19 protein-coding genes and 1 tRNA gene are annotated in these 21,237 nt (G+C 66.3%); 13 read left to right on the forward strand and 7 right to left on the reverse strand.

The window, feature by feature from the left end; all coding sequences use genetic code 11:
* Positions 1-49: 49 nt before the first annotated feature.
* Positions 50-1,438, forward strand: coding sequence for an aspartate kinase (locus QFX32_05150; protein MDI9633430.1), 1,389 nt, complete (start codon positions 50-52; stop codon positions 1,436-1,438).
* A complete protein-coding gene (gene purM, locus QFX32_05155) occupies positions 1,431-2,432 on the forward strand; it encodes a phosphoribosylformylglycinamidine cyclo-ligase (GenBank protein MDI9633431.1) in 1,002 nt (333 codons plus the stop codon). Before QFX32_05150 ends, purM begins: the two co-directional genes overlap by 8 nt.
* Positions 2,433-2,522: 90 nt before the next feature.
* On the opposite strand, the gene QFX32_05160 is transcribed toward purM, so the two are convergent.
* The 3 genes from QFX32_05160 to QFX32_05170 form a co-directional block, all read right to left on the reverse strand.
* Positions 2,523-3,062: a ZPR1 zinc finger domain-containing protein gene (locus tag QFX32_05160; GenBank protein ID MDI9633432.1), complete on the reverse strand. Its 540-nt coding sequence runs from the start codon at positions 3,060-3,062 to the stop codon at positions 2,523-2,525.
* Positions 3,063-3,066: 4 nt separating this feature from the next.
* Positions 3,067-3,438 (reverse strand): cell division protein SepF, encoded by a 372-nt coding sequence (gene sepF / locus QFX32_05165; protein ID MDI9633433.1) that lies wholly within the window; start codon positions 3,436-3,438, stop codon positions 3,067-3,069.
* A gap of 118 nt (positions 3,439-3,556) precedes the next feature.
* Positions 3,557-4,054: an RNA-binding protein gene (locus QFX32_05170; protein ID MDI9633434.1), complete on the reverse strand. Its 498-nt coding sequence runs from the start codon at positions 4,052-4,054 to the stop codon at positions 3,557-3,559.
* A gap of 153 nt (positions 4,055-4,207) precedes the next feature.
* On the opposite strand from QFX32_05170, the gene QFX32_05175 reads away from it, so the two are divergent.
* Genes QFX32_05175 through purF form a run of 3 tightly spaced genes read left to right on the forward strand, consistent with a single transcriptional unit; the run spans position 4,208 to position 6,071 of the window.
* Positions 4,208-4,438 carry an RNA-binding protein gene (locus QFX32_05175; protein MDI9633435.1) on the forward strand — a complete coding sequence of 77 codons (231 nt, stop codon included), beginning with the start codon at positions 4,208-4,210 and terminating at the stop codon, positions 4,436-4,438.
* A gap of 18 nt (positions 4,439-4,456) precedes the next feature.
* Entirely contained in the window at positions 4,457-4,639 is a 183-nt protein-coding gene (locus tag QFX32_05180; GenBank protein ID MDI9633436.1) for a 50S ribosomal protein L37e, read from the forward strand.
* A gap of 10 nt (positions 4,640-4,649) precedes the next feature.
* Complete coding sequence (gene purF, locus QFX32_05185; GenBank protein MDI9633437.1) at positions 4,650-6,071, forward strand: amidophosphoribosyltransferase; 1,422 nt, start codon at positions 4,650-4,652, stop codon at positions 6,069-6,071.
* Between the two features lie 54 nt (positions 6,072-6,125).
* Here the strand turns inward: purF and QFX32_05190 are convergent.
* A tRNA-Met gene (locus QFX32_05190) sits at positions 6,126-6,200 on the reverse strand.
* 135 nt (positions 6,201-6,335) lie between these two features.
* Between QFX32_05190 and trxA the strand changes: the two genes are divergently transcribed.
* The 4 genes from trxA to QFX32_05210 all read left to right on the forward strand — a co-directional run bounded on the left by trxA (position 6,336) and on the right by QFX32_05210 (position 8,723).
* Positions 6,336-6,755: a thioredoxin gene (gene trxA / locus QFX32_05195; protein ID MDI9633438.1), complete on the forward strand. Its 420-nt coding sequence runs from the start codon at positions 6,336-6,338 to the stop codon at positions 6,753-6,755.
* Positions 6,756-6,849: 94 nt separating this feature from the next.
* Positions 6,850-7,446 carry a UbiX family flavin prenyltransferase gene (locus tag QFX32_05200; protein ID MDI9633439.1) on the forward strand — a complete coding sequence of 199 codons (597 nt, stop codon included), beginning with the start codon at positions 6,850-6,852 and terminating at the stop codon, positions 7,444-7,446.
* Between the two features lie 8 nt (positions 7,447-7,454).
* Positions 7,455-7,967, forward strand: a complete 513-nt coding sequence (locus QFX32_05205) for a hypothetical protein (GenBank protein ID MDI9633440.1) — start codon at positions 7,455-7,457, stop codon at positions 7,965-7,967.
* Positions 7,968-8,033: 66 nt separating this feature from the next.
* The gene (locus tag QFX32_05210; protein ID MDI9633441.1) at positions 8,034-8,723 is read left to right on the forward strand and encodes a small multi-drug export protein; all 690 of its coding nucleotides are present in this window, start codon (positions 8,034-8,036) and stop codon (positions 8,721-8,723) included.
* A gap of 59 nt (positions 8,724-8,782) precedes the next feature.
* Here QFX32_05210 and QFX32_05215 read toward each other — a convergent pair whose 3' ends face one another.
* Complete coding sequence (locus QFX32_05215; protein ID MDI9633442.1) at positions 8,783-10,348, reverse strand: sodium:solute symporter family protein; 1,566 nt, start codon at positions 10,346-10,348, stop codon at positions 8,783-8,785.
* 350 nt (positions 10,349-10,698) lie between these two features.
* Here QFX32_05215 and QFX32_05220 point away from each other — a divergent pair, with 350 nt between their 5' ends.
* Complete coding sequence (locus tag QFX32_05220; GenBank protein ID MDI9633443.1) at positions 10,699-12,852, forward strand: DEAD/DEAH box helicase; 2,154 nt, start codon at positions 10,699-10,701, stop codon at positions 12,850-12,852.
* Positions 12,853-12,880: 28 nt separating this feature from the next.
* Here the strand turns inward: QFX32_05220 and QFX32_05225 are convergent, their stop codons facing one another.
* Positions 12,881-13,447 (reverse strand): flavodoxin family protein, encoded by a 567-nt coding sequence (locus QFX32_05225; protein ID MDI9633444.1) that lies wholly within the window; start codon positions 13,445-13,447, stop codon positions 12,881-12,883.
* A gap of 184 nt (positions 13,448-13,631) precedes the next feature.
* Between QFX32_05225 and lysS the strand changes: the two genes are divergently transcribed.
* A complete protein-coding gene (gene lysS, locus QFX32_05230; protein MDI9633445.1) occupies positions 13,632-15,161 on the forward strand; it encodes a lysine--tRNA ligase in 1,530 nt (509 codons plus the stop codon).
* Positions 15,162-15,272: 111 nt separating this feature from the next.
* Here the strand turns inward: lysS and QFX32_05235 are convergent, their stop codons facing one another.
* Positions 15,273-15,770: a DUF350 domain-containing protein gene (locus QFX32_05235; GenBank protein ID MDI9633446.1), complete on the reverse strand. Its 498-nt coding sequence runs from the start codon at positions 15,768-15,770 to the stop codon at positions 15,273-15,275.
* A 403-nt stretch (positions 15,771-16,173) separates the two neighbouring features.
* Between QFX32_05235 and QFX32_05240 the strand changes: the two genes are divergently transcribed.
* Positions 16,174-19,956 carry a PKD domain-containing protein gene (locus QFX32_05240; protein MDI9633447.1) on the forward strand — a complete coding sequence of 1,261 codons (3,783 nt, stop codon included), beginning with the start codon at positions 16,174-16,176 and terminating at the stop codon, positions 19,954-19,956.
* An 11-nt stretch (positions 19,957-19,967) separates the two neighbouring features.
* Positions 19,968-21,236, forward strand: a complete 1,269-nt coding sequence (locus QFX32_05245) for a PEGA domain-containing protein (GenBank protein MDI9633448.1) — start codon at positions 19,968-19,970, stop codon at positions 21,234-21,236.
* Position 21,237 lies beyond the last annotated feature (1 nt).

The raw sequence follows: 21,237 nt of genomic DNA on the forward strand, positions 1-21,237 counted from the left end.
ACATAAAAGAGATTGTAAAGGACAGCGTGAGCCTAAAATGAGGTTTTTGATGAAGTTTGGGGGCACTTCCGTCGCCGACGGCGGGAGTGTCTCCCGGGTGGTGGACATCGTCGAGTCCTGCTACCGTGCAGGAAACGAGGTCGCGGTCGTCGTTTCTGCGCAGAGGGGGGTGACCGACCAGCTCATCGCGATCGCGGAGGAGCTCGCAAATGCCCCCGGCCCCGACGAGATCGAGCAGTTCATCAACTCCCTGCGTGTCCGGCACGGGAGGGTCCTCCTCGAGGCAGCCCCGGACTACGCCGACGAGGTGGGGATCGCCCTCGAGGAGCAGCTTGACAACCTCGAGAACATCCTCTCCGCGGTGCACAACCTGCGGGAGCTCACCCCGCGTTCACGGGACTACATCCTCACCTTCGGCGAGCGGCTCAACAGCCTCGTCGTCTCGGCAGCGCTCCGGCAGCGGGGGATCCCCACGGCGGTCCTCGACGGGTGCGAGGCGGGCATCGTGACCACGCCCACGCACGGCGAGGCAGTGGCGATCCCCGCGTCCGAGCAGAAGATAAAGAGCCGCGTCCTCCCCCTCCTCGCGAGCACCGTCCCCGTCATCATGGGGTTCATGGGATGCACCGAGAAGGGGATCGTGACGACCCTCGGGAGGTCGGGGTCGGACTACACGGCCGCGCTCGTGGGCGCGGCGATCGACGCCGACGAGATCGTGATATGGACCGACGTGGACGGCATCATGACCTCTGACCCCCGCATCATCCCGGACGCGCGCGTGATTCCCGTGATCTCGTACCACGAGGTGATGGAGCTCTCCTACTTCGGGGCAAAGGTGATGCACCCGCGGTCCATCGAGCCCGCGATGAGGAAGAACATCCTCGTCCGGGTGAAGAACACGTTCAACCCCGACCACCCCGGGACCCTCATCGTGCGCGACCAGAAGAAGGACAACCGGGTCGTGAAGGCCCTCACCTACATCGAGAAGGTCGCGCTCGTGAACATCTGCGGCGCCCAGATGATCGGGAGGCCGGGCGTCGCGAAGGCGATCTTCTCTGCCCTCGCGGACAGGGACATCAACGTGATGATGATCTCGCAGGGGTCATCCGAAGCCAACATCTCGCTCGTCATCGACGAGACGCAGGAGGACGCGGCGAAGGAAGCACTCCTCCCCCTCGTCTCCGAGGGGCGGGTCCGGGAGGTGACCACGAACAGCGACGTCTGCGCCGTCGCGGTGGTGGGTGCCGGCATGGCGGGCGCGAGGGGCACCGGGGGGAGGATTTTCACCGCCCTCGGCAACGGCGGCGTCAACGTGATGATGATCTCGCAGGGCTCGTCCGAGCTGAACATCTCCTTCGTGGTGAAGAAGGAGGACGGCCGAAAGGCGGTCCGCATCCTCCACGACGAGTTCCGGCTCTCCGAGGAGGACAATGGGTAAGGAGGTGCCGAGGACCTACAGGGACGCGGGCGTCGACATCGACCTCGAGGCCCGGGCCGTCGCCGCCCTCGTCGCGAAACTCACGTTCCGGCGAGAGGGACGGTTCCGGAAGGTCTCCCCGCCGGGGCACTTCGCCGGCTACGTCGAGTGCGGCAGCCACGTCCTCGCGCTCACCGTCGACGGCGTCGGGACGAAGATGAAGGTCGCCGAGAGGCTCCGGGACTGGACGACGGTCGGCATCGACTGCATCGCGATGAATGCAAACGACCTCTACGTGATGAACATCGAACCCGTCGCATTCGTGGACTACATCGCGGCGGACGCGCTCTCCGAGGAGCAGATGGCGCAGATCGGGATCGGTCTCAACGAGGGGGCGAGGCAGGCGAACGTGGACATCGTGGGCGGGGAGACGGCCACCCTGAAAGGTCTCGTCACCGGCATCGACCTCGCGGGGACGTGCCTGGGTATCCAGAGGAGGGAGAGGGTGATCTCCGGCGAGAGGATCGTGCCGGGTGACGTCATCGTCGGCGTGCCATCGTCGGGGATCCACAGCAACGGGCTCTCCCTCGCCCGGCGGATAGTCGACGCGCGGGACGCGTGGGAGGAGCGGATCGCCCCGGGGAAGACGATCGGGCAAGAACTCCTCGTCCCGACCCGCATCTACGCCGAGGCGCTCGAGGTCGCGGCCCGGACCGAGGTCCACGGCATGTGCCACATCACGGGGGGAGGCCTCCTCAACCTCACGCGGCTCTCGCGCCACGGGTTCGAGGTGACCGACCCGCTCCCCCCGCACGGGATCTTCGCGTGGCTCCAGAGGGAGGGGGGCATCGGCACCGCCGAGATGTACCGGACGTTCAACATGGGCATGGGGTACGCGTACATCGTGCCGGACGAATCCGCCGACGAGGTTCTCTCCCTCGTCCCAGGGAGCAGGGTCGTGGGAGAGGTCTCGGCGGAGCCGGGGGTCAGGGTCAGGGGGATACCCGTCCGCTGAACAACACGCGGAAAAGTGGGCGGGCCGTTTTTCAGGGAGGACGCCGCGGGCTCCTTCCTCGCCTTCCCCCGCCTTTTTGCGGGTCCCGGGTCACCCCCCGTCCTCGGCGGGTTCAAGGACGAGGGGAGAGACGACCGCCCGGTCGTCGAGGATGGCGGAGTTGCCCGTCGGGTCGTCGATGATGATCGTGACGGGGAACCTCCCCTCCTTTGCGTCCGCGATCCTCTCGCGGAGTGCACGTGCCCGGGCCTCCTCCCCCTCGTCCTCGGCCCAGAGGATGATGCTCTCGACGACCCTCTCGACCCGGGCGAGGATACCCTCCACGTTCGAGACGAACCCCTCGCACGCGGGGCCGGGCGCGATCTCGACGCCGAGCTCGGGGATCGTGATGGTCCCGCTCATGCTCCGCACGACGCGCGCGGAGAGGTCGTCGACGGAGAGGACCGAGAATTCCCACCGGGAGGGCTCCGCGTTCTTCATGAGGGAGGTGTCGACGAAGCGGAAGCCGCAGGTGGGGCAGCGCGTGCTCACGATGAGGAGCCCGAAAAAGTAAGGGATATCTTCGACCTCGTATATGTATTCGATTTCCGCGCTGCAGACAGGGCAGGGACCGGGGACGACCCTGCGCACGGGCTCAGGCAGATCCACCGATCTTTTCCCTCGATATCTTGACGGAGTTTGGCGTGATCACGACGTAGCGCTGGTCGCCAAGGCCGATGATGTCGCCGTTGACGTCCTTTGCGACCTCCTTGAAGTCCTTGAGGACACGCTCGTACATGACCTTGTCCGCCTTCAGCTTCGCGATGTCCACGATCACGATGTTGCCGTTGTAGATCTCGTCCTTGATGCGGGGGCTGTCCTTGATGTCCCCCACCGACGCGATCTTGACGTAGAGTGCGGGTGCCCCCTCTTCCTCTGCCTCGAGGGCCTCGAGGTCGAGGTCCATGTACTCGTCCTCGGTCGAGGGAGTGCTCTTCCCAAGCAGGGTCTCCAGGAACTTCACCATGGGAAAAAGTGTCTGTTGTGCGTTACTTAATAGTATCTGTCATCGCGGCAGGTTTTCCTCCCCCGCGGCCGGGATTTCCCGTCCCGGGAGAGGAGTGCGGCCGGATGCGGCGGCGTCCCTAGAACTCGAGGTTCCAGATCTCGTCCCCGACGTGGTGGAGCGTCTTGACGACCTTGCCTGCCGTCTTCTCCCGGATCCCCGCCGCGTCGAGGAGTGCGATCCCAACGGCGAGGGGCTTTCCGTGCCGCTCCTCCACGACCTGCACCGGCCGCCCCTCCCGCACGTCGTCGGAGACCGCGGTCACCCCCGGCCTCATCACGTCCGCGCCCTTCGCGATGAAGGGGACTGCCCCCGCGTCCACGACGACCCTCCTCTCGGGGAACGGGTGGTCGAGGAGGCCGCGGAGGGTCGGGAAGACGATTCCCCCCGTCTCCATGAGGAGAGGGCGTTTCCTGATGAGGTACAGGGTGACGTCCCCGTCGGTCTCGACGATCTCGATCCCCTCGACCGGGAAGAGTTCCGCGGAGGCTCCTATCTCGGCCTGCAGCCTCTCCCGCAACTCCTCTGCCTGCGACCGCCGCAGGGTATGGCGCTTCCTCGGCGTGATCCTGGCCATCTCTCCCCTCTCCCCACATGTGGGGAAGTCCGAGCACAAAATACCCGCACCCGCGGGCGGGAGGGGGTGCACGGTCCCCTCCGCTGCAGCACATTTATGTATCGGGGTTGCGCACATATATTACTCCAAACCGAGAGTACACAGGGTACGATCATGACCAAACGGCCGTTGGATATTTTGGACCAGGTGCTGAACCGGCAGCCTGTCATCGTATCCCTCAAGGGCGGAAGGGAACTCCGCGGGGTCCTGCAGGGCTATGATGTGCACATGAACCTCGTCCTTGACAGGGCAGAGGAGATCGAGGGGGGCCAGTCGCGCAGCGTCGGGACCCTCATCGTGCGTGGGGACAACGTGATATACATCTCGCCCTCCAAAGAACAATAGATGGGTGAAAGGTGAGCCATGTCGAAGGGAACGCCATCGATGGGGAAGCGGCAGAAAAAGGTGCACATCGCGTGCCGCCGGTGCGGGAGGACATCCTACCACGTGCGCCACAAGGTCTGTTCTTCCTGTGGATTCGGGAGAAGCGCGAGGATACGCAGTTACAAGTGGACGATGAAACGGCCGAAGATCCCGACCCACTGACCGAGACACCATGTGCGGCATCGTTGGCATCAGGGATGCCACCGGGGTCTCCTTTTCTCTCTACTACGCGCTCTACGCGCTCCAGCACCGGGGCCAGGAGAGCGCGGGGATCTCCACGTTCGACGGCGTGCGCCTCCACAAGCACAAGGGACAGGGGCTCGTCGCCGAGGTCTTCGACTCCTCCATCCTCTCCTCCCTCGAGGGGAACGTGGGGATAGGGCACGTCCGCTACCCGACAACGGGTGCGAACAAGCCCGAGAACGCCCAGCCGTTCAACTTCACCCACCGTGACCGCATCATCTCGATCGCCCACAACGGGAACCTCGTCAACAGCCGCCAGCTCCGCGAGGAGTACGAGCGGCGCGGCCAGATCTTCTGCTCGACGACGGACACGGAGCTCATCGCCAAGGTCCTCACGGAAGAGCTGAGCGCGTCGGGGTCCGTCGAGGACGCCGTCCACAGGTGCATGAGGGTCCTGCGCGGGTCGTACTCGGTCGTGATGATGGTCGACGGGGTGCTGTACGGGTTCCGTGATCCCCTCGGGATAAAGCCCCTTTGCATCGGGAGGACGGAACAGGGGCTGATGATCGCGTCCGAGAGCGTGGCCGTGGACGCGCTCGGGGGGACGTTCCTGCGGGACGTCGCGCCGGGGGAGCTCGTCTGCATCGACGGCGAGGGGATGCGGAGCATGCAGATCGCGAGGGCATCCCGCAGGGCGCACTGTATATTCGAGTACATCTACTTCGCGAGGGCGGACGCCGTCCTCGACGGGGCGCTCGTGTACGACGTGAGGCTGCGGATCGGCGGGAAACTCCACGAGGAGGCGCCCGTCCCGGCGGACTCCGTCTGCCCCGTCCCCGACTCGGGGACCGCGTACGCGATAGGATACGCCGCGAGGTCCGGCATCCCGTTCATGGAGAGCCTCCTCAAGAACAGGTACATGGGCAGGACCTTCATCATGTCCACGCAGCACGAGAGGGAGAGGGCGGTCCGGATGAAGCTCAACCCCATCCGGAGGCACCTCGACGGCGCGTCCGTCGTGCTCGTGGACGACAGCATCGTCCGCGGGACGACCTCCCGCCGCATCATTGGGATCATGCGGGACGCGGGGGCCCGCGAGGTCCACGTGCGGATAGGGTCCCCGCGGATCGTCGCCCCGTGTTACCTCGGCGTGGACATGCCCACGCGGGAGGAGCTCGTCGCGCACGGGAGGGACGAGGAGGAAGTGCGCAGGCACATCACCGCGACCTCCCTCCACCACGTCTCGATCGGTGCCCTCGTCGAGGCGATCGGGATAGGGAGGGAGAACCTCTGCACGGGCTGCCTCACGGGCTGCTACCCTGTCGAGATCCCGGGGGAGGTCTCGAGGCCCCCGCCCGTCGATTTCCTCGACGGGACGTACCAGACCCGGCTCGAGCGGTTCGGGACGTGAGCGGGGGAAAACCGGAAAAACGCGGAATCCATGCGAAAAGGGCGGGTGTTCCCATAGCGAGGGATGGATTTGAACCATCGATCTACGGGTTATGAGCCCGTCGGGATATCCTGACTACCCCACCTCGCTTCTCCTCGATCTTGTGGGAATCTAATTTCGCAATCTGCAGAGATATAGTTTACCCCCACGGCATTCCCGGGCGGGGCGGTTTCTCGGCCGGGAACGGGGAATCGATTATCTGGCCGGTGCGCGAAAGGATGGTACATGGACGACGAGGAACTGCAGCGCATCAGGGAGAAGAAACTGCGGGAACTGGCAGAACGCCTCAGCGGGAGGGCGGAGAAGAAGGAGCCCGCCCGGGTCATCACCGTCGGGGAATCGAATTTCAGGGAGGTCCTCTCCGCGCACCGCAACCTCGCGGTCGACTTCTGGGCCGAGTGGTGCGGGCCGTGCCGGATGGTCGCCCCCGTCATCGAGGAACTCGCCGTCGAACTCGCGGGCTCGGTCACGTTCGCGAAGTGCAACACGGACCACAATCCCCGGCTCGCCGCACGCTTCGCGATCTCGGCCATCCCGACCATCCTCCTCTTCCGTGGGGGATCGCTCGTCGACAGGGTCGTCGGGGCGTACCCTAAGGACGCGCTGCGGGCACGCCTCGCGAGGGCTTTCAGCCTTTCCACGTGATACTGCGTCCCCGGTGCCCCCCCTCCCCCACGGGCACCCCCCTCCCGCCGCACGACCATATCCCTATTAATCCCCCGCCCCCACCTCTCACTGCATGGCAAGACCCCGCATCATCGTCGCCCTCTCGGGCGCGAGCGGAATCGTGTACGGGATCCGCCTCCTCGAGGCGGCCCGCGAGGCAGGGATCGAGACGGACCTCGTCATGTCCGAGAACGCGGCCGGGATGGTCAGGATCGAGACCTCGCTCGACCCTTCCCAGGTCACCGCGCTCGCGACGAGGGTCCACGACAACCACGATTTCACTTCTCCCCTCGCGTCCGGGAGCACGAGGCACATGGGGATGGTCGTCGTCCCCTGCAGCATGAAGACCCTTTCCGGGATCGCCTGCGGGTTCTCCGGCAACCTCCTCCTCCGGGCCGCGGACTGCACGCTGAAGGAACGCCGGCCCCTCGTCCTCGTCCCCCGCGAGACGCCGCTCTCCCCCATCCACCTCCGGAACATGCTCGCCCTCGCGGAGGCGGGGGCGGTCATCCTGCCCGCCTGCCCGGGGTTCTACCACCGGCCCAAGGACATCAAGGGACTCGTCGACCACGTCGTCGGGAAGGTCTTCGACATCCTCGGGATCGACCACCACCTCTACAGGAGGTGGAGGGAGGGCGAGGACCTCCCCCCCGGGAAACCCACGGGGTGACGCGCGCCGTGGCGGGAGGTGGACGCGAGGGAGGGGGCGTGCCCGGCCTGCCCGGGGATTTCTTCTCCCGGCCCGCCTTCCTCTCCCTCACCATCGGGATCCCGTTCTGCACGTTCAAGTTCCTCTTCGGGGCGACGGCGCTCCGGCTGGGGTCGGAGGGAGGGATGTTCCCCCTCGCTGCCGCGGGGACCGCGGTCGTCGCGTGGGCAGTCGCCGACCTCCTCATGAACGCGGGCAAGGCCGTGCTCGACGCCCTCGGGAGAGAGGCCCCGTTCGAGTACTGCACGCTCGCGCAGGCAGGGGCAATCCTCGGTCTCCCTGCCGTCTTCCTCGCGGCAGACACCCTGTTCACGTTCCTCATCATCTGCGCGATGCTCTGGTCCGGGTGGATCGCCCTCCTCCCGCCCGCCGGGACCACCGCGTGGTACGCGGCGACCACCTTAAACCTCGTCTCCCTCTCCCTCGTGAACCTCTACGCGGAGGCGAGGAGGGCAAGGCAGGAGACCGCGCCGCCCGGGTGAGGGAACCGCCCTTGCCCGCCGGGGCGGAGCCCACGGGTTAATGTGGTACTCGGGAGAGACGAGATTGTGCGCACAGGAGTGCAGGTCCCGGAAAGCCCGCTCCCCGTCGACCACCCGGTCGCGAAGGTCATCCTCCCGTTCCTCCTCGGCGGGCTGTATTTCGGTTTCTGCGTCCTCCTCCTCCCCCGGGAGACCGCGCTCCTCCTCGGCGCCCTCATGCTCGCGTACGTCGTCCCGCCGGCGGGCAAGGAGTCTGTCATCCCCCTCGGGATCGCGCTCGGCCTCCCGTGGTGGCTGATAGGGACCTCGATCGCCCTGATGGACGTCCTCGCCGGTCTCTTCATGGCCCTGAACTTCGAGGTGGCGTTCCGCGTCCCCCTCCTCGGCGCCTGGATCGAGAGGTTCCTGGGCCGGGGGAACGATTACCTCGCCCGCCGCCCGTGGCTCGCGCGGTTCTGCTTTGCGGGCGTCGTCCTCTTCGTGATGTTCCCCCTCCAGGGCTCCGGCGGGATCGGGGCGACGCTGCTCGGGAGGCTGCTCGGGATGGGGAGGTGGGATATCTTCTTCGCGATCGTCCTCGGCGCGTTCCTCGGCTGTTTCCTGATCGCGCTCGGGTCGGCGTTCGTGTGGGAGATCATCGTCGCGAACCCCGCGACCGGCGTCACCGTCGCAGCCGCGATCATCGCGACTTTCGTGGCCGCGTACCTGGCCTACAGGTGGAGAATCGCGCGGGGGACGGGGCAGGACCGGAAGTGAGGGTCCCCGCCACGGCCGGTTCCCCACGGGAAAGTCCCCGGGGAAAAAGGGGTATCGGGTCAGGCAGGGGTCCTTGCCGTCCCGCACCGCCCGTGGAGGGCCTGGAGGGCGAGGATCACCGCGGCCGAGACCGGGAGTGCGACCACGAGGGGGTCCATCGCGCTCCACGGGAAGGAAAGGACGCTCGCCTTGCCTAACAGGGCGGGGGCAAGGCCGAAGACCGCGGAGTACCGGGAATTCACGAAGAGCGCCCACGCAAACCAGATGAGCGCGCCGGAGACGAGGCTCGCCTTCGCGGCGAGGGGGCTGGGGTCCCTGCAGGAGACTGCCACCGCGAAGACGGGAAGGAACGCGGACGCGCACAGCCCCATGAACATCGCGGTCGCAATCGCGATGATGCTCCCCGGCATCAGGAACGCGACGACCACGCTCGCCACGATCATGACGAGGACACCCGCCTGGTTTGCCTTGAGCGAGAGCGCGCACTCCCGTCCCCGCCCCCAGAGGTCGCAGACGAGCGCGGTCCCCATGGTGTGGAAGAGGGAGGAGAGCGTCGACATTGCCGCGGCGAGGAGGGTGACCATGAAGATCACGGTGAACCACTCGGGCGTCGCGAGGTTGATGAAGAGCGGGATCACCGCGTCCACGTTCCCGCCCGCGGCCGCGATCGCGATCTTGCCCTGCGTCTCGTGGAAGTAGACGTTCGTGAGCGCGCCGACCGTGAAGGCGACGCCCGTCATCATCAGGATGAACGGCCCCCCGACGAGGACTGCCCTGTGGAGGGAACGGTTGTCCTTTGCAGTCATGAAGCGGACCACGAGCTGGGGCTGGGCGAGGACGCCGATCCCCACGCCGAGGACGAGCGTCGTCACGAGCGTGTACCATATCGGCGACCCGAACTCGGGCATCACTGTCCAGCCACGCATCCCCTGTTCTGCGAGCTTCTGGGGGACCATGTCTGCCATCGCGGTGAGGGCGGTGTGCGCCGCCGTGACGCCGCCGAGGATGGTGTACGTGATGACGAGGAGGAACGTCATCCCGACGAGCATGATCGCCCCCTGCACCGCGTCCGTGTACATAACGGCGATGAGGCCGCCGAAGATCACGTAGATCGCCACGATCGCGGCGAACCCGACGAGGGCCGCGGCGTAGGAGATGCCGAGCGTCTCCTTGATGAACTGCGCGCCCCCTATCAGCACGGCCGCGGAGTAGAGGGGCATCCCCACGACGATGACGAGGCCTGAGACGACCTGCATGAACGTGGAAGAGTAGATCTTCCCCATCAGGTCGGGGAACGTGACGGCCCGCAGGCGCTGCCCCACCTCGCGCGTCCTCTTGCCGAAGACGACGAAGGCGACGAGGATGCCGACCCCGATGTTGAAGACCGTGAGCCAGATAAGGCCCATCCCGAGGTTCGCGGCCTGCCCCCCGAAGCCGACGATCGCGGAGGTGGAGATGAACGTTGCCCCGTAGGAGAGCGCGATGACGGCCGGGTGGGCTTTCCGCCCGGCGACGAGGTAGTCCTCGGCCTCCCGCGTCTTCTTGTACCCCACGTACCCGAGGCAGAGGATGACGACGAGGTAGGCGAGGGTGACGGCGGCGACGAGGACGATGTTGACCGCCACCCCTCACTCACCCCCGTTGTTCCAGTTGAGGTAGCCGTACACGACGCAGGAGAACGCGAGCGCTATGCAGAGCAGATACGCAATCCAGATCTGTGGGTCAGGAATTCCGAGCATGGGAGAAACCTCCGGGAAAATTCCAAGGGATGGTGCCGCTACACGGGGACCGAGGAGAAATCCGGTCCCCTACCTAAAGAGGAAGAAGAACACGCCGGCGCCGCAAGGCACGGAACGGGGAACTGGCGTCCGGGTCATCCCTTGGATCATTGTGAGGGGAGATCCCCTATTTATGGTTTTTTCTTTCGCGCAGCGCAAGGGCTAACCCCCCTCCGGGAGACTACTGGGATCGACGGATGGCCCGCGGGATATTCTTCGGCCTCCACGAGGCCCTGCGAGACGTGCTCTCCCACCGGCTCGGGTGGTCGGAGCTCCGCGAGGTGCAGGAGAGGACGGTCCGGGCGGCCGCGACCGGGAAGGACGTCCTCGTCATCGCCCCCACGGCGGGGGGGAAGACGGAAGCCGCCCTCATCCCCGTCGTCGATGCCATCCTCAAGGAGGGGAGGCAGGGCGTCGCGTGCGTGTACATCTCGCCCCTCAAGGCCCTGATCAACGACCAGCAGGAACGGTTCCTCTCGTTCTGCGTCCCGGCGGGCCTCGAGCTCCGGGTCTGGCACGGGGACGTCGCGAGGGGGGACAGGTCGTGGGAGGACGGGGAACCCCCCCACGTCCTCATGATCACGCCCGAGTCGCTCGAGGTCCTCATGGGGGAGGGAGGGGCCGCGCGGGACCTCTCGCGCACGCGGTTCGTCGTCGTGGACGAGCTCCACTCGTTCGTCGAGTCCGAGAGGGGCGCGCACCTCCGCGTCCTCCTCGACCGCCTCGACGCGCTCGCGGGATCCCCCGTCCAGAAGATCGGGCTCTCCGCGACGGTGGGGAACCCTTCCGCCGTGCTCGCGTGGCTCTCGGGGCCGGGCAGGGAGGGGGAACTCGTGGAGGTGGTCCAGCCCCCGCGGGGGAAGAAGTTCTCGTTCCACGTGCACGAAGGCCCGCGGGAGAGGGTGGAGGCGATCGCGGGCCTCGTCGCGGGGAGGAAGGCCCTCGTCTTTGTGAACAGCCGCGCGGAGGCCGAGGAGCTCGGGAAGGCACTCCGCGGGCGCGTGGAACACCTCTTCGTCCACCACTCGTCGCTCTCCCCCGGGATGCGGCGCGCAGCCGAGGAGTCCCTCGCCGGGGAGGGGAGCGCGTGCATCATCTGCACGAGCACCCTCGAGCTGGGCATCGACATCGGCGACCTCGACATCGTCGTCCAGTCGGGGGCGCCCCCCTCCGTCGCGTCGTTCCTCCAGAGGATGGGGAGGAGCGGGAGGCGCGGGGGGACGCCGTACGTGGCATTCGTCCTCTCCAGTCCGCGCGACCTCCTCGTCTGCGCCGCGGTCATCGAGAGCGCGGGGAGGAAAGAGATAGAACCCCTCGTCCCGGTGAAGAGGCCGTACAACGTGCTCGCCCAGCAGGTCCTGCTCGCGGTCCAGAGGTACAGGCGGACGACGCTCGCCCGCCTCGAGAGGGAGATCGGGACGCTCAACGCGTTCCGCGGGCTCCCGCGGGGGTCACTGCGGGAGCTCGTCTCCTCCCTCGAGGGAGGGGGATTCCTCGTCAGGGACGGCGAGTTCCTCATGGCAGGCCCCCGCCTCGAGAGGACGTTCGGGCGGTCGCAGGGGAGGGAGCTCTACTCGGTCATCGCGGGGGGGAGCGAGGTCCGCGCGGTGACGCCCGACGGGGAACAGGTCGGGAGGCTCGATTCACGGTTCGTCCGGGCCCGGGGGCGCGAGGGGTTCTCGCTCGGGGGAATGGAGTGGAGGCTCGCGGGGAACGACGAGGAGCACGGGCTCGTCGTCGTCGTCCCGGGCGGCGGGGCGGGAGGGAGTACCTTCTGGCGGGGCGGCGGGGAAGCAGGACTCTCGGGGACGGTGTGCCGCGCGGTGCAGCAGATCATCGCCCGGCAAAAGTCGGTCCTCCCCCTCGGGCCGCGGGAGGGGGAGGCGGTCGCATCCTGCATCGCGGCGTTCCCCCCGCTCCACCCCCGGGGGATCCACGTCTTTGAGTCCGTCCCCGCGCTGGGGAGGAGGAAGGTGGACGTGACCGCCCTCACGTTCCTCTCCCGGCGGAGGAACGCCCTCCTCGCGGTCCTCGCGAAGTCCGTGCTCGGGGAGAGAACGCATGTCCGCTACGACGACGTCTCCCTCGCGTTCCCCCGTCTCGGACCCCCCGGGTCCGCGGAGAGGGTGCTTTCCGCGTTCCGGGAGGTGCAGGAGATGACACCCCGCGAGATGGGGGAGACCGTCCCCGTCCCCCGCCCGTCGGCGTGGAAGTTCGGGACTGCCCTCCCCCCCGCGTTCCTCCGCGAGATGGCGGCGTACGACCTGTGGCAGGTGGAGGAGTTCGCGCGGGAGTTCCGGGACCTCCCCCTGTACCTCGTCCCCCCGCCCGGCGCCGGGCAGGAACCGTGAGCACTCCCGCCGGGGGGCCCGGCGCCCCTCACGCCGCGAGTTTCTTGATGAGCCGGGCGACGTTCTCCGCGAAGACCCGCACGGTGGCGATACCCTCGGCGTCCTTCCAGCACTCGCCCGGGTCCCTGCCAAAGACGATGTTCCAGTACGTGGACCCCGGGACGATCATGTTGTTGATGAGGAAGAACATGAGCATCTCCTGTATCGTCGCGGTGTGGCCGCCCCTCCGCGCGACCGCGATCGGTCCCCCGACCTTCCACGAGAGGAACCGGTCCGTCGAGCGGGAGACCATGCCGATCCTCTGGAGCGCCGCCATCACGTCCCCCCGGGCGGTCCCGAAGTAGACGGGCGAGGCGACGATGAACCCCTCGGCACCCCTGACCTTCTCGATGATCTCCGTGAGCCCGTCCTCAAGGACGCACGTGCCCTCGGCGGCGCACCTGTAGCACGCCGTGCAGGATTCCACCTTCCTCCCCGCGAGGGAGACGATTTCTGCCTCTAGGCCGTTCTCCCTGATGACCCGTGCGCACTCCTCCACGACCTGCGCGGTATTTCCTTGAGGCCGCGGGCTGCCGCAGAGCAAGACAACCTTCATGCGTATCCCGGAATGTTGTGGGTTCTCCCGCCTATTATAGGGAAGTGCGGGGGACCGCCGCGTGCCCGCGGAACTGGGAATATACATTCTTATCGTACCCCGCACAACCTTTGAGAGACATCGCGGCCGGGACAGCCCGCCGGTGCGAGGGAGAGAGGACACGGGAAGGGAGGAGAGGGCCGACGTGACGGAGAGACAGCCGGAAGCGAGCAGAACTGAGCTCGCGTTCGAGGCACAAAGGGAAGAGAAGGCGAGGGAACTGCGGGCGAGGGGGATCGACCCGTACCCGTACACCTTCGCGGGGAGGCAGACGGTCGCGTCCGTCCGGGAGAGGGCGGCCAACGCCGGGCACGAGAGGGGAACCGAGGTCTTCCGCGTCGCGGGGAGGCTCTCCACGATCAGGAACCACGGCAAGACGGTCTTTGCGGACCTGCAGGACGAGACCGGGAGGATCCAGCTCTACATCCGGAAGAACGACCTAGGGGACGCGAAGTTCTCCCTCTTCCTCGAGTGCCTCGAGCGGGGGGACATCGTCGGCGCCGAGGGCCCGGCATTCAGGACGAAGGTCGGGGAACTCTCGCTCTGGGTCACGGACGTCACGGTCCTCGCGAAAGCGCTCTGCTCGCTCCCCGAGAAGTTCCACGGCCTCCGGGACGTGGAGAAACGCTACAGGCAGCGGTATGTCGACCTGATCGTCAACCCCGACGTCCGCGAGACGTTCAGGACGAGGAGCAGGGTCATTTCGGCGATCCGGAAGTACCTCAACGACCGCGGGTTCCTCGAGTTCGAGACGCCCATCCTCCAGCCCGTGTACGGCGGCGCGAACGCCCGGCCCTTCACCACGTTCCACAACTACCTCCGGCAGACGCTTTTCCTGCGGATCGCGCCCGAGCTGTACCTCAAGAGGCTCGTCGTCGGGGGGTTCGAGAAGGTCTACGAGGTCGCCCGGAACTTCCGGAACGAGGACATCGACACCCAGCACAACCCCGAGTTCACGATGGTCGAGATCTACGAGGCGTACCGCGACTACACCGACATGATGGCCCTCTGCGAGGGTCTCCTCTCCTCTGTCACGGCAGAGATCCACGGGGAGACCACCGTCCCGTTCGGGGAGACGACGCTCGACCTCACCCCCCCGTTCCGGAGGATGACGATGGACGGCGCCGTGCGGGAGATCGCGGGGATCGACGTGTGGACCCACGACCTCGGGGAGCTGCGGGCGATCGCGAGGGAGAAGGGGATCGAGGAGTGGGAGAGCCCAAGGAACCACCGCGAGATGCTCGTCCTCCTCTTCGAGAACCTCGTCGAGGACGAACTCGTCCAGCCCACGTTCATCCACGATTTCCCCGTCGAGAACTCGCCGCTCGCGAAGAAGCACCGGGCGCGGGAAGGGTTCACCGAGAGGTTCGAGCTCTTCGTTGCCGGGATGGAGATCGCAAACGGCTTCTCGGAGCTGAACGACCCCGTCGACCAGCTCTCGAGGTTCCGGCTGCAGGAGGAGAAGCGGAGGGCAGGTGACCTCGAGGCCCAGATGCTCGACTACGACTTCATCAATGCCCTCGGCCACGGGATGCCCCCGACCGGGGGAGTCGGGATCGGGATAGACCGCCTCGTGATGATCCTCGTAAACAGGCCCTCCATCAAGGAAGTCATCCTCTTCCCGCAGATGAAGAGCGGCGGGGAGCGGAGGGACGAACCCGGGACCGAAGGGTAGGAACACTTCTCGGCGATCCGGAAGAACGATCAATCTTTTTTTTTTTTTAACCGCCTGCGGCAGGTGGGAAAAAGAGAAGGTGGGTTTTCCACGTCGCCGCGGGAACGGCGTTCAGACGAGGGCGTTCGTGATCCCAATGACACCGGACTGGATGATGACGGCCGTCGCGATGATGACCCCGGCCATCTCCAGCGCGACCGCTACGTTGCCCTTCTTGATCTCCTCGAACTCCTCGACGCCCTTCGTGAGCTTGTCGAGGATGTTGAGGGCGAGGTAGATCGCAGCGATCGCGAGGACTATCCCGAGGACGAGCTGGATGAAGGCGACGCCGACGGCGACCATCCCGTCCATCGAGAGGATCCCGACCTCGAGCGCCTTGGAGATCCCGACCGAGATGCCCGAGATCCCCGACTGAACGACGAGCGCGATGGCGAAGAATATCGACGCGATGATGATACCCACCGCGGCGTTCCCCTTGGCAAGCTCCTTCTGCTCCTCAAGTCCCTTCGTCACGCGGGAGAAGACGGAAAACCCGATGTAGAGCGCGACAACTGCCAGGATGATGGCAATTATCAGCTGCACGAGACCGATTGCGGCATTTGCAAGCATCATATGATTCACCTGGGGTTTTTCCCAATTTTTGTCATCCCTTGAGATAAATATATCGGCAAAAAACAGGAAATCCGACCCTTTTTCCACCCAAGCGGGGAGAAAATGCCGTCCGTGCCGCGATCTCGCGGGGACGGGGAATCACCCTGTCTCCCCGGCGTCCCGGTTGGACGTGAGCGCCCGTCGCTCGCGTCCCCACCGTGGAAAAAAGGGAAAAATCCGGCCGCTCGTGGGAAATGTTTATAAACATGGAAAAGAGAGGGGTTAAAAAGGAATCTGGTCAGACTCCACCCATTTCCCCGTCATGGAGGTCCACGCGGCCCGCGGGAGCGATCCCGCCGGTGGATAGGGCGATCTCCCGCGGGCAGCCTGCCACGTCCGGGCCCAAATGGAGGCGAAATCCATGAGATCGAGCAATAGAGATGTATCGATACCTGTCATTGCAGTTGTCCTCCTCGTCCTCGCCGTGATGCCGACATCGGCAGTAACCGTCCCGTCAGTCGACGTGTCGGGCCTGCCGCTCGTCTTCATCCAGAACGAGGGACAGGTGGACGGGAGCATCCTCTACCACGCGAATACCCCCACGCACGCAATCGCGTTCCTGCAGGACTCGGTGGTGTGCACGGTCGGGGAGAAAGAAGACCCGCCGTCGGCCGTCACGATCGCCCTCGAGGGGCAATCCCCGGCGGCGGTGATCGCGGGCGAGGAGAGACTCGGCGGGACCGCGAACTTCCTCGTCGGGAACGATCCCGCACGCTGGGTGAGGAATGCACCGACGTACGCGAGGGTCGCGTACAGGAACGTCCTGCCCGGCGTGGACATCGTCTACTACGGCACGCAGGGAGTCCTCAAGCGCGACATCGTCCTCGCGCCGGGAGTCGACCCCGCCGCCATCCGGTTCCGGTATTCCGGCCAGGAGTCCCTCTCCGTGGACATGGCTGGTGACCTCGTCATCGCGACACCCGCCGGGACGATCAGGGAAGCCGCACCGGCCTGCTACCAGGAGCGAGGGGGGGTGAAAATCCCCGTCCCGTGCCGCTACGTTCTCTCCGGCGACTCGGTGGTCGGCTTCGCGGTGGGACCGCACGATCCCTCCCTCCCCCTCGTGATCGACCCGACCCTTGACTTCTCCACGTACCTTGGAGGTGAATGGGAGGACAGGGGCTTTGCCGTCGCCGTCGATTCGTCCGGGAGCACGTACGTGACGGGCGGCACCCAGTCGATCAATTTCCCGTTCCCCTCGTGGAAACCGCGGTACCAGGAGGTCCCGAAGGGCGGCCTCGACGTCTTCGTCGCGAAGATTGAACCGGACGGGCTCACCCTCAACTACTCGACGTACATCGGCGGGTACTACGACGACGTCGGGCATGGCATCGCGGTGAACGGGTCGGGGTACGCGTACGTCACGGGCTACACGCTCTCCCCTGATTACCCGGTCGTGAGGGCGTTCCAGGAGAACAAGAGCGCGGGCTGCACGTTCTGCTCCGACGCGGACGCCTTCATCTCTGTGCTGACCCCCGAGGGGGAGGACCTCGAGTTCTCCTCGTTCCTCGGCGGGAACCTGACGGACATCGGCCAGGCGATCGCGCTCAACAGCACCGGGTTTGCCGTCCTCGCGGGGTACACGGGGTCGCCCGACTTCCCGATAGTCCCGGGGGCGTACGACCCGGTGCTGAACGGGACGTGGGACGCGTTCGTGTCCGGCGTCTCGTACGATGGCTCGGTCTCCGCGCTCGAATTCTCCACGTACCTCGGGGGGAGCAGGGCCGACAAGGCATTCGGCATCGCGGTAGGACCCGCCACGGACGACATCTACGTGACCGGGTTCACCCAGTCGAGCGACTTCCCGGTGAAATCGTGGAGGCAGAGGTACCTCTTCGGCTCGCAGGACGCGTTCGTGACCCGCCTCACGCCCGATGCGAACGATACCGTCTTCTCGACGTACCACGGCGGTTCTGCCGAGGAGTGCGGGAACGCGATCGCGGTGGACGCGGCGGGAGCAGCCTACGTGACAGGTTTCACGCGCTCGATGGACTTCCCGAAGGGGCCGATAGGCTCCACGTTCCAGATCAACCTGAAAGGCCTCCAGGACGCCTTCCTCACGAAGTTCAACCCGGCGGGCAACACCCTCAACTTCTCGACCTTCCTCGGCGGGTCGCTCGTCGAGGAAGGCAAGGGCATCGCGCTCGACGCGGGCGGCACCATCTTCGTGGCAGGGTACACGGACTCCCTCGACTTCCCGGTGAAGAACGCGGTCCAGTCCTCCCTCACCGCGTACACGTACGACGCGTTCGTCACGCGGTTCTTCCCCAACGGGACGGCCCTCGTGTACTCGACGTTCCTCGGCGGCCGGCTCGACGACAGGGCGATGGGGATCGCCCTTTGGGACTCCAACGCGACGGTCGTGGGCTGGTCCGAGTCGCCCAACTTCCCGGTGAAGAACGCGGTCCAGGCCAACTTCGGCGGGGTATCGGACGCGTTCGTCGCCCGCATCACGTCCGTCCCGCCGACCGCGAACTTCACGGCCGAGGCCAACGGCGTCGAGAATTACACCCTCATCAAGGGCCTCCCGCCCCTCCGCGTCAACTTCACCGACCTCTCGACCGGCGAACCGACATCGTGGCTGTGGCTCCTCGGCGACGGCAACACCTCCACGCAGCAGCACCCGAGCCATACCTACTACACCGGGAATTGGACGGTCAACCTCACGGTGAGCAACAGCGAGGGCAGCAGCCACATGGGCAAGTACCACTACATCCAGGTCTGTGCCCCGCTCATCGTGAACTTCTCCGCGAACGTCTCGGGCACGGAGTGCTCCTTCTGCCAGGGGAAGGTCCCCTTCGACGTGAACTTCACGGACCTCACGAACGACGCGCCAATCGCGTGGAACTGGAGCTTCGGCGACGGGAACTACAGTGCGGACCAGCACCCCAACTGGACGTATAACGTCCCCGGGCTCTACAACGTCACGCTGACCGCGACGAACGAGTGCGGGAGCAACAGCACGACGAAGTACGCCCTCGTCGAGGCGGGTGACGTCCCGGCCGCGAACTTCACCGCGAACGTGACGTTCGGCATCGCGCCGCTCGCCGTCCAGTTCACGGACCTCTCCACGGCGATCCCCGCGGTCTCCACGTGGAACTGGACCTTCGGCGACGGGTCTCCCAACGGGACCGCCCAGAATCCTGTCCACGTCTACACGGCGGCGGGGAACTACACCGTGAACCTGACCGTAGGGAATATCCACGGCGACAGCACGCTCTCCCGGGTCGACTACATCAGGGTCGGCGAGGTCCCCGTCGCGAACTTCACGGCAGACCCCGTGATCGGCGTCGAGCCGCTCAACGTGACGTTCACGGACCTCTCGACGGGGTTCCCCGCGTGGTGGTTCTGGACATTCGGCGATGGCCAGACGGAGAACAGGACGAGCAACCTCACGTTCAACCACACGTACCTCTCCGCCGGGAACTACACGGTCTCGCTCACGGTCGGCAACGAGTTCGGGACGAGCACGAAGACGAGGGCGCGGTACATCTACGTGCAGGGCAACGCGACGACGGTGAACCTCACGTTCGTCCCCTCGTCCGTCGTCATCCCCACGAACGCGACCACCGGAATGAGGCTCGTGCTCGAGAGGACGGACAGGGGGCTCTCCGGGTACAACGTCACGATCTCCTTTGCAAACGCGTCCGCGGCAGACATCGTGACGTTCTCGAGGCCGGCGTGGCTCAACCAGAGCTTCGTCCTCAACGGGACGGTTCCCGCGCCCTCGATCTGGGTGAAGGCGTCGGACATCGACGATGTCATCAGGCCCGGCGCGACGGACGTCGACCTCGCGCTCTTCAACTGCACGGGCAGGACCCCGATGGCAACGATCCTCAACGTGACCGTCACGCAGTTCGACACGGACACGGGGGACCCCATCCACACGTGGGTCAACGTGGCGGCTGTCCAGGTGGTCGTCCTCCTGCCCCTGCCGGGGCACGCGAACCCGCCCACCGACCCGTTCCACGACGGGGTCTTCTGGGACGTGAACGGGAACGGCCGCATCGACTTCGACGACGTCGTCCAGTACTTCCTGTACCTCGAGTGGATACAGGAGAACGAGCCCGTGGTCCTCTTCGACTACAACGGGAACGGCCGCATCGACTTCGACGACCTGTACATCCTCTTCACGATGGTCTAAGGGTGAGAGAAATGGAAACGAGAACATTGTTCGGGCTCGGGGTGTTCGTGGTCCTCGCCTGCATCCTCGCCGTCCCCGCGACGGCAACGACGGTCACCGTGATATCGGCCGCGATCCCCGCGGCCGGCGCGAGCGTGAACGTCTCGGTCGTCGCCGACTACTTCCCCGACGGGCTCTCCGGCTACATCATGAACGCATCCGTCTCCGACCCCGCGGTCGCGGAGATCACGGGGGTCTCGTTCCCCGCGTGGGCCGGGCTGAGCGCCCACTCGCCCCTCCCGGCGGCGGAGGTCTCCCTCCGCACGAGTGACCTCTCCCTCGGCGTCTCGGCGGGTGCGAGGAACGTGACGCTCGTCTCCCTCACGGTCAGGGGCAAGGCGGCGGGATCGACCGTCCTCACGCTCTCCGTCCGGCAGATGGACCCCGACGGGCCGGGGAGCCCAATCACCCCCACGATCGTCCCGGGGACGATCACGGTCGGCGGCACGCCGACGACGGTCCCGACGACGACGCCGGCAACGACCGTGACGACGGCACCACCCACCACGGTCCCGACGACGACCGTCCCGACCACGGCACTCCCGACGACGGTCCCGACGACGATACCGGCAACGACCGTGACAACCACACCCCCCACCACGGTTCCGACGACGACCCCCGCGACCACGGTGACGACGGCATCCCCGACGACGGTGCCCCCGCAGGAACCCGCGTACATCACGGTCTTCTCGTACCCGCTGGGGGGTTCGGTCTCCATCGACGGGACGAGTGTCGGGACGACCCCCCTCCAGGACTACCCCGTCGCGCCCGGGACGCACACCCTCACCGCCACGTACCCCGGTTACAGGGACTACACGACGGTGGTGACGCTCGCTCCCGGCGAGCACAAGAGCCTGCCGCTCATCATCTTCACCCGGTCGATGCCTGTCGTGACGACGTTCCCCACGGGGATCCCGACGGCCACCGCGACCGCGACGAGGACCGCGACGGCCACGGCCACGGCCACGCTGACAGCGACCTCGCCCACCCCCACGCCGACGGGAACGGCCGGGACGGGTGCACTCAAGGTCACGACGTTCCCGTCCGGTACCGCGATCTTCCTCGACAGCCAGCCGCGGGGAACCACGCCCGCGACGATCACCGGGATCCCCGCGGGTGACCACGAGCTCAGGCTCGTGAAGCAGGGGTACAAGACGAGCGTCCGGACGGTGAGGATAGAGGCGGGGAAGACGACCGTCCTCCCGTTCATCGTCCTTGCGCCCGAGAAGTTCTTCTTCTAGC

The sequence above is a fragment of the Methanolinea sp. genome (assembly GCA_030055515.1).
In the GTDB taxonomy this organism is placed as follows: domain Archaea; phylum Halobacteriota; class Methanomicrobia; order Methanomicrobiales; family Methanospirillaceae; genus Methanolinea_A.